This is a genomic window from Nocardiopsis deserti (assembly GCF_008638355.1).
Classification (GTDB): domain Bacteria; phylum Actinomycetota; class Actinomycetes; order Streptosporangiales; family Streptosporangiaceae; genus Nocardiopsis; species Nocardiopsis alborubida.
This window is the reverse complement of record NZ_VWVS01000050.1, coordinates 1-2,884: the sequence shown is the minus strand read 5'-3', so window position 1 is coordinate 2,884 and position 2,884 is coordinate 1. Positions and strand designations below refer to the sequence as shown.

Annotated in this window: 2 protein-coding genes; both read left to right on the top strand. The window is 69.7% G+C overall.

The features are described 5' to 3' along the window. On the top strand, positions 1–812 hold an 812-nt coding region (locus tag FYW99_RS31545; RefSeq protein ID WP_223839929.1), incomplete at its 5' end, for an acyl carrier protein. An 11-nt stretch (positions 813–823) separates the two neighbouring features. Then, the coding region (locus FYW99_RS31540) for a type I polyketide synthase (RefSeq protein WP_150256261.1) at positions 824–2,884 on the top strand (2,061 nt) is incomplete at its 3' end.

Sequence of the window (2,884 nt, the reverse complement as noted above, 5' to 3'; positions counted from 1 at the left end):
GGGGTCTGTGGGCGCGTAGCAGTGGGATGACGGGTGAGTTGGCTGAGGCTGATGTGGCTCGTATGCGCCGGACCGGGCTGAGTCCGATGAGTGACGAGCAGGGCCTGGCCCTCCTCGACGCCTCGGCGGGAGAACGCAGGTCCGTGCTGGTGGCCGCCCAGCTCAACAGGGCCGCTTTCACGTCGGGATCCGCCCAGGTGCCGCCGATGTTCAGCGCCCTGTTCCAGGCGGCGCGCCGCCGCCGGAACGACGGTGACGGCGGGGGACCGGGACAACAGCACTCGTCGGCCTCCTGGCGGGAGCGGCTCGCCGGGCTGCCCGAGGCCGAACAGTTGGAGCGGCTGCTCGGCCTGGTGCGACAGCAGATCGCCGCCGTGCTGGGGCACGACTCTCCACAGGCGGTCGAGGACGACCGCGCGCTGAAGGAGTTGGGTTTCGACTCGCTGACGGCGGTCGAACTGCGCAACCGCCTGAACGCCGCCACCGGTCTGCGGCTACCGACGACCCTCGTCTTCGACCACCCGACCTCGGCCGCGATCGCCGAACTGGTGCGGACGGAACTCGCGCCGACCGAGGTGTCGGTGTCGGATCTCCTCCTCAAGGAACTCGACCGGACGGAGGCCAGCTTCGCCGACACTCCCTTCGACGAGGAGACGCGTACGGCCCTCGCCATCCGTCTCCAGGACTTCCTGGCCAGGCTTCGCGGGGACACGGACGAGGGCGATGACATCGCGGACCGGCTCGGGGCGGCCTCCGACAGCGAGATTTTCGACTTCATCGACAACGACCTGGGAATCTCCGGGACTTCCTGAGAGGTGTAGACGTGGCGAACGAGGACAAGCTCCGCGACTATCTCCGGCGGGTGACCGCGGATCTGCACCAGACCCGGCAGCGCCTGTCGGACGTGGAGGCGTCGCGGAGCGAGCCGATCGCGATCGTGGCGATGAGCTGCCGGTACCCGGGCGGGGTGGAGTCTCCGGAGGACCTGTGGGAGCTGGTCAGGACCGGTGGCGACGCGATCTCGGAGTTCCCGGACAATCGCGGGTGGGACGTGGACGCGCTCTACGACCCGGACCCGGAGCGGTCGGGGACCTCGTACACGCGGCACGGCGGGTTCCTGTACGACGCGGACCGGTTCGACGCCGAGTTCTTCGGAATCAGCCCGCGGGAAGCGGCCGCGGCCGACCCGCAGCAGCGCGTACTTCTGGAGACGGCCTGGGAGGCGTTCGAGCGCGCGGGGATCGACCCGGCCGCGCTGCGCGGCTCCCGGACGGGCGTCTTCGCCGGTGTGATCGCGATGGAGTACGGTCCGCGTGCCCAGCGCGCACCGGAGTCGGCCGAGGGCTACCTGCTGACCGGAACCACGACCAGCATCGCGTCGGGTCGGGTGTCGTACACGTTCGGGTTGGAGGGTCCGGCGGTCACGGTGGACACGGCGTGTTCGTCGTCGCTGGTGGCGATGCACCTGGCCGCGCAGTCGCTGCGCCAGGGCGAGTGCGACCTGGCCCTGGCCGGAGGCGCGACGGTCTTCCCCACAGCGGGACCGTACCTGGAGTTCAGCCGACAGCGTGCGCTGGCCGCTGACGGTCGGTGCAAGGCGTTCGCCGGGGCCGCTGACGGTACGGGGTTCTCCGAGGGCGCGGGTCTGGTGCTGTTGGAGAGGTTGTCCGACGCCCAGCGCAACGGGCATCCGGTGCTGGCGGTGATGCGTGGTTCTGCTGTGAACCAGGACGGTGCGAGTAACGGTCTGACCGCGCCGAACGGTCCCTCGCAGCAGCGGGTGATCCGGCAGGCGTTGGCGAACGCGCGTCTGGGTCCGGGTGAGGTGGACGCGGTGGAGGCGCATGGGACGGGGACCCGGTTGGGGGACCCGATCGAGGCGCAGGCGTTGCTCGCCACCTACGGGCAGGGTCGTGTGGAGGACCGCCCGTTGTGGTTGGGCTCCGTGAAGTCGAACATCGGGCACACGCAGGCCGCGGCGGGTGTGGCGGGTGTGATCAAGATGGTCATGGCCATGCGCCACGGCCGGTTGCCCCGAACCCTCCATGTCGATCAGCCGACCCCCGAGGTGGACTGGGAGACCGGGGCCGTCGAACTCGTCACGGACGAGACGGATTGGCCTGAAGCCGACCGTCCGCGTCGTGCGGCGGTGTCGTCGTTCGGCATCAGCGGCACGAACTCGCACGTGATCCTGGAGCAGGCCCCGATAACGGACCCGGACGAGGCTGATCAGCCCGAGTCCGCCTCCGCCCCGGAGGCCGAGAGCGGGTCTCCCGTTCAGCTGGTCGTCTCGGGGCGGAGCGCGGAGGCGCTGCGGGCCCAGGCCGAGCGGCTGCGGGCCCGGCTGGAGTCCGATCCGGGGCTGTCGATGGCAGATGTGGCGTTTTCGTTGGGGTCCTCGCGTGCGTTGTTCGATCACCGTGCGGTGACGTGGGGACGTGACCGTGACGAGTTGCTGCGTGGGTTGGCGGCTTTGGCCGGGGGAGAGCCCGCTCGCAATGTGGTGACGGGTGTGGCTGGTCCGGTGGGCCGGGTGGCGTTGTTGTTCACGGGGCAGGGCAGTCAGCGTCCGGGTATGGGTCGGGCTTTGTTCGAGGTGTTTCCGGTGTTCGCCCAGGCTCTGGAGCGGGTGTGGGGGTGTGTGGACCCGCTTTTGTCGCGGCCGTTGCGTGAGGTGATGTTCGCTGAGGCCGGTTCGGTCGAGGCGGGGTTGCTGGACCGGACGGAGTTCACCCAGCCGGCGTTGTTCGCGTTGCATGTGGCGTTGTTTCGGCTGGCGGAGAGTTTCGGGGTTCGGCCGGACTTCCTGATCGGGCATTCGCTGGGTGAGGTGTCGGCGGCGCATCTGGCTGGGGTGTTGTCGTTGGAGGACGCTGCGGTGTTG